General features: G+C 72.3%; 5 protein-coding genes. 1 reads left to right on the top strand and 4 read right to left on the bottom strand.

Translation table 11 applies throughout. The features are described from left to right. The 4 genes from EHS43_RS35870 to EHS43_RS35855 form a co-directional block, all read right to left on the bottom strand. A partial coding sequence (locus EHS43_RS35870; protein ID WP_260470866.1) for a maleylpyruvate isomerase family mycothiol-dependent enzyme occupies positions 1-512 on the bottom strand: 512 nt, incomplete at its 3' end. A 33-nt stretch (positions 513-545) separates the two neighbouring features. Further along, complete coding sequence (locus EHS43_RS35865; protein WP_125194794.1) at positions 546-1,184, bottom strand: SRPBCC family protein; 639 nt, start codon at positions 1,182-1,184, stop codon at positions 546-548. Beyond that, entirely contained in the window at positions 1,177-1,539 is a 363-nt protein-coding gene (locus EHS43_RS35860; RefSeq protein ID WP_125194793.1) for a helix-turn-helix transcriptional regulator, read from the bottom strand. Before EHS43_RS35860 ends, EHS43_RS35865 begins: the two co-directional genes overlap by 8 nt. A 94-nt stretch (positions 1,540-1,633) precedes the next feature. Continuing rightward, positions 1,634-3,436 (bottom strand): acyl-CoA dehydrogenase, encoded by a 1,803-nt coding sequence (locus tag EHS43_RS35855; protein ID WP_125194792.1) that lies wholly within the window; start codon positions 3,434-3,436, stop codon positions 1,634-1,636. Positions 3,437-4,043: 607 nt separating this feature from the next. On the opposite strand from EHS43_RS35855, the gene EHS43_RS35850 reads away from it, so the two are divergent. After that, the coding region (locus tag EHS43_RS35850) for a PAS domain-containing protein (protein WP_260470865.1) at positions 4,044-5,564 on the top strand (1,521 nt) is incomplete at its 3' end.

Genomic DNA, 5,564 nt, shown 5'->3' with positions numbered 1-5,564 from the left:
TCGTAGGCCTCCGGGATGGTGGCGAACTCCAGCCACTCCTCCACGGCGTCCACCGCGAGGGGCTCCTCGACCACGAAGTCCGCCCCGGTCACGAGTGCCGCGTCGGCCCGGTGCAGCAGGGTTTCGTACGTCATGCGCCGGGCCCAGAACATCGCGGACTGCTGGACCACAGCCTCGTCGGCGGGCGTCCACACCGGCAGCTCGGGTCCGGCCGCACGCAGGACGTCCGCGAGTCCCGTGGCGCCCGCGACCAGCCAGCCGCCCAAAGCGGAGTCGTCGAGGTGGGCGTGGGCGGCGGGGTCGTCGACCATGTCGTCGTCGATCGGCCCGGTGGCCCGGGTGCCGACGATGTCCCGCGCCCAGCGGTGGTCACCGCCCACGTGGCGCAGCAGCCGCCCGAGGTCCCAGCCGGGACAGGTGGGCACCGGAGCGCTCGTGTCGGCACCCTCGACGTGGCGGACGAGCAGGTCGGTCTGGGCGACGATCGCCTCGCAGTACGTGTCGAAGGCCAACAACGCTTCCCCCCTCGCCGCAACGCCCCGGCGTCAGGCCTCGGTTCCCGTGTAGAACGCGATGGTCGCGGCCGCCGTCCTCGTGGCCGTCTCCCGGTCCGCTCCGGAGGCGGCGTACGCCTCGCCCCAGCCCTTCCCCGAGCCGGTGATGAACGCGCTGCCCTCGGGCGTGGTGTGCCAGGTCGCGGCCTCCTCCTTGCTGAGGCCGCCGCCCGCGAGATGCAGGGCGAGTCCGTAGAGCCCCAGGTCCCAGCCGACTCCGACGGCACCGGGCCCGAACTGGTCCCAGAACTCGTCCGGTACGACGGCCACGTGCTCCAGTTCGAGGACCGTGCGCTCCCCCTCCTCGGGGGTGAGGCGCACCTCGACCTCGCTGAAGCCGGGGTCGGGGCCGTACAGCCAGCTGACCCGCAGCCGCTCGGGTTCGACGCATTCGAGGATCTCGCCGCCGGCGTTGCCCTCCAGCTGGTAGCGGCCGCCGACCTTGAGCTCGCCGCTGACCGGCAGGAACCAGCGTGCGATCCGCTCCCGCGAGGTCACCGCGTCCCACACGTCGGCGATCTCGGCGTCGTACGTGCGCCGCAGCAGGACGGTCCGGGCCTCGCCGGCCTCGACCTGCCGGGTGCCGACCCGCCGGTGCATACGGTTGATCGCGTCGGCGATCTCACTCATGCTCACTCACCTCTCCTTGCAGCCTGCGCTCGCGCTTTCCCCGCGCGAGCTCCGTCCCGAGCGCGTCGAGCCGCTGGTCCCAGAAGCCGCGGAAGCGCTCCAGCCAGGCGTCCACCTCTCTGAGCGGAGCGGCCTCGACGGCGTACAGCCGCCGGTTGCCGTCGGCCCGCACGGACGCGAACCCGCTCTCCCGCAGCACCTTCAGATGCTGCGAGACGGCCGGCTGAGAGATCCCGAACTCGTCCCGGATCACGGCACTGACCTCGCCCGACGCCTGCTCCCCTGCGGCGAGCAGTTCCAATATCCGGCGTCTGACCGGATCCCCGAGTACGTCGAACGCGTGCACAGGACCCACTATGCCATCCATCACTTATATAAGCCAGGACTTAAAAAGAGTGAGGGCCGCGGTGGGTTCCGCGGCCCGGGGCCTCAGGAGGACGTGGCGGCCGTCACGCCGGCACCACCTCGGATCTCAGCATGGGGTGGCGTGCCGCGATCTCGTCCTGCACGGCGAAGGCGTCGGTGAGCGTCAGGGCGTGCGGCACCAGCGCCGCGACGGTGGCCTCCAGCACCTCCGGCAGATACCGGACCTGCTCGGCGGTCAGCCGCTCGTGCGCGAGCAGTTCACCGCTGTGCGCGGCCAGATAACGCAGGGCGAACAGGCGGTGCAGGTGCTCCAGCAGGAGGGCCACCTGCGCGTCGGAGGCACGGGCCGCGGCGGCGAGGAGTTCCTGCGCGGCCAGCCGGTGGACGTGGGCGTCGACCAGGCACAGCGCCGCTCCGGAGGCGCCGTTCCAGCGATCGAGGGGCGAGCCGACCCGTTTCGCGCGCAGGCGCACCCGGGCCCGCTCGTGACGTATTCGCTCCAAGTCCCCCATCAGGTCGTGCAGATGGGCCGGATCGTGCAGGCTCCGGGTGGCCGGGGGCGCGTCACCGGGCGGCGTCGGGGTGAAGCCGCCCAGCAGCAACTCCCCTGCCGCCTTGACCCAGATGACGGCGTTGTCGCCCTCGGCGGTGATCGTTCCCTCGTTGGCCGCGAGCTGCCCCGCGATTCCGTTGGCGAGCAACAGGCCCTGTGCGCCGCAGCGTTCGCGGCACTCGGTCATCACGTCCCGGGCCTGCCAGGTGATCCAGCCCTTGGCGATGGCCACCAGCCGCTCGGCCTCCTCGCGTTCGTCCTCCGCCGCCCGCGCCCATCGCCGTACGACCTCACGCTGCAGCAAGGTGGCGGCGTAGGTCGTGGCGAGCGCCTCCAGGAGCGGGGCGTGGTGGGTGCGGTGGGAGAACAGCGGCACCCGTTGTCCGCTGGTCATGCCCGAGGTGACCCGCTGGTGGGCGTGGCGCACGGCGACGGTCAGGGCGTGCCGCGTCACCCCTAGGCTGTAGGCGCTCATGCACAGCTTGCCCATGGTCACGCGACCGATGGAGCGCAGGAACCGTTTGCGCGGACTCCCCAGGCAGGAGACGAGTTCGTCGTCGTCCGTCAGCCGGCCGTGGTCGCCCTGGAGCATGGCCGTCCGCGGCAGCCGCACCCCGTGGAAGGAGGTGGCGCAGTGGTCGACCGGACTGCTGGCCGTCTCGGGCAGCAACTCGACCTCCACGCCCGGCAGATGGCGGCCGTTCGTGTCCGTCAGCGAGGTCAGGAACAGGAAGACGCCCTGGTCCTTGCCGTCGATCACCAGACGGGCGGCCACCAGGGCGTCCTTCGGGCCGCCGGCCACGGAGGTGTTGGGCATCCACTTGCGCGCCCCCCGCGTCGGAGTGGTGAGCACGAACCCGCCCGTGGCCCGGTCCAGGGTCGCCGTGGTCTCCATCTGGGCCGCGTCGTTGCCGTGCGCCTGCTCGGTGCACAGGAAGGTGCCGAGGCGCTCCATCCGCAGATAGGGGCCCAGGTCGCGCCCCTCGTGGTCGTGATCGAGCAGGCTGCCGAGGAACAGGTTGTAGTGGATGCTGGCGATCGTCGTCATGCCGGCGTCCACCACGCCGGACCACTCGTGCAGGGCGCTCAGGGCGACCGGGTCCCGCGCCAGGGCCCGGGGGTCGGCCGCCGCCGCGTTCACTGTGCGTAGGCGTTGATAGGACAGCTCCGTGCGCTCCTGGTGGGTCAGCCCCTCGTGGTAGGCGAACACGTCGGAGCTGAACAGGCGGCGCCAGGGCTCGTGGATCTCGTCCTGCGCGCCGAAGAGGAGCTGCCGGATTGCGGCGGTCTCGGTCAGCGAGGGTGTCGTTACGGGGAGTCGAGAGGTGATCACAGCGGAAACGTAGCCGCAGGCACCCTCTGATCACATCATGATCATCGCCACGATTGAAGCCCCGCGCAGGGTGGTAGTTACCCTTTAAACGGCCTCTGTAATACCACAAGTCCCGATCTGCACACGGGGCTTCCCCTTGCCACGCGACACTTTACCCTTGCGCGTCCGGCGACTTGGGTGAACGCCCCGGCGTGTCGTCACCGCGAGCAGACCGCCCAGCTCGGTGGTGCCCACTCAAGTACCCAGCAGAACCTCCCCAATTGACGGAGACGAGGGGGGCGACGGAATCGGGACACCCGCCGGGGCGGGAGCGGGTGCCGTCGCAGAGGCGGTGAGGGCGCCGCGTCCCGGCCGGCTTCGTGCCGCGGGCCCCACAGGCGTGCCGTGCGGGACGACCTCGAACAGGTCCGGAAATCTACGGCCGAGCACGACAGCAACCCCCTGGACTTCAAATCCAGACCTGGACATGCGGTCCAGGAGTCCGACCGGTGGTTGTCCAGCGCGGCGAGCCGGGTGTACATATGGGCCGCCCAGGTGCGGGCCGGTGCCGTTGTGGCGCATTCTTGCTGTGTCGCCCGTGGGACGGTGCACGGACTAGGTAGGGCCGATGACTGGGAGCGTCAAGGACGCACACCCGACGGCCGGGCGGCTGACGGCGCTGCTGATCGACGCTTCGACCGAGGCGATCAGTGCGGCCGGCGGCCACGCCGGAGGGGTCTATCTGCGCTCCCGCACGCCCGGACTGCTACGGCTCGCCGTCCTGTCGGGACTGCCCGGCCCGCTGTTCCGCCCCTGGTGGCGCCTGCACGTCGACCGCCCCTTTCCGGTCGCCGACGCCTACCGGCTCGGGGTCCAGGTGATCCTGCCGAACGCCACCGAGACGATGCGGCGCTACCCGCAGTTCGCCGCCGGACTGCCCTTCCAGTTCGGTTCGCTCTACGTGCCCGTCGTCGCCGGTGCCACGACCTACGGTGTGCTGACCGTGCTGCGCCCTGCCGTCGCCGACGCCGCCGAGGTGCTGGCCGGGCGCGACCGTGTCGTACGCCTCGCCCAGGAGCTGGGCGAGGCCCTGCGGGGCCTGGAGGAAGCGGATCCGGACCAGGTCGCCTGGGACGGCGAGCCGGTCTGTCTGCGGCCGCCGACCTCCTCCACGTCCATGGGCCGCGCCGGACGGTTCGCCTGGGACCCCGAGACGGCCGCCATCACCCTGGACGAGGACCTGCACACCCTCCTGGGCGTGCCGCCCAGCGAGTTCGCCGGGACGATCGAGGCGTTCGCCGAGGCCGTGGCCCCCAGCGACGCGCACCGCATCCTGGCCAGCCTGCGGGACACCGCCGCGGGGCGCCCTCCCGCGCTGCCCCTCTACCTGCGGGACGAGAACGGCGCGCTGCGCCTGCTGGACCTGTGGAACGCCTACGAGCCACCGGCGGCGCCCGCGGTCCGGGGCGTCGTCGTGGCGCCGGGCCCCGCCCCGACCGCGGATTCGGCGGCCGACCTGCTGCCCGACGGGGTGTTCTGCGTGGACCGGCTGGGCCTGGTCGTCTACGCGAATCCACGCGCCGCCCAGCTCCTGGGCCGTCCCCGCGCCGAACTCGTCGGCCGCGACCTGTGGGAGGCCGTGCCGTGGCTGGCCCGCCCCGACTTCGAGGACCACCTGCGAGCGGCCCTCCTCACCCCGGACCCGGTCCACTTCCATCTCGTACGACCACCTGAGCGGGAGCCCGAGCCGGGGCCGGCCACGCAGGACGCCGGGACGGAGCAGCCCGAGCCGGGGCCGCCCGAGCCGCAGCCCAAGACGGTGACGGCCGCCGACGAGCACGTACCGGAATCGGCCACGCGGGACGGCGACACACAGCTGCCCCCAGGACAGCCCGAGCCGGGACAACCCGCCCAGCTCGGCGAGCCGGGGCCTGGAGCGGATGCGCACGAGACCGGGCCGGTCACGCTGAACGCTGGGACAGGGCCGCCCGAGCCGGGACAGCCCGCCCCGCACCCAGGGACAGGACCGACCGCCCAGCGGCCCGAGACAGGCCCGGCGGCGCACGAGACCGAGTCGCCCCCTCCCCTCCAAGCAGGCGCCTCGACTCCGTCCGCCCAGGGCGCCGAGTCGCCGCACCCGGCTCAGGAC

Origin of the sequence: Streptomyces sp. RP5T, from assembly GCF_003933965.1 — a bacterium.
Taxonomy (GTDB): Bacteria; Actinomycetota; Actinomycetes; order Streptomycetales; family Streptomycetaceae; genus Streptomyces.
The sequence above is the reverse complement of the archived record's forward strand: the minus strand, read 5'-3'. Positions and strand labels throughout refer to the sequence as shown.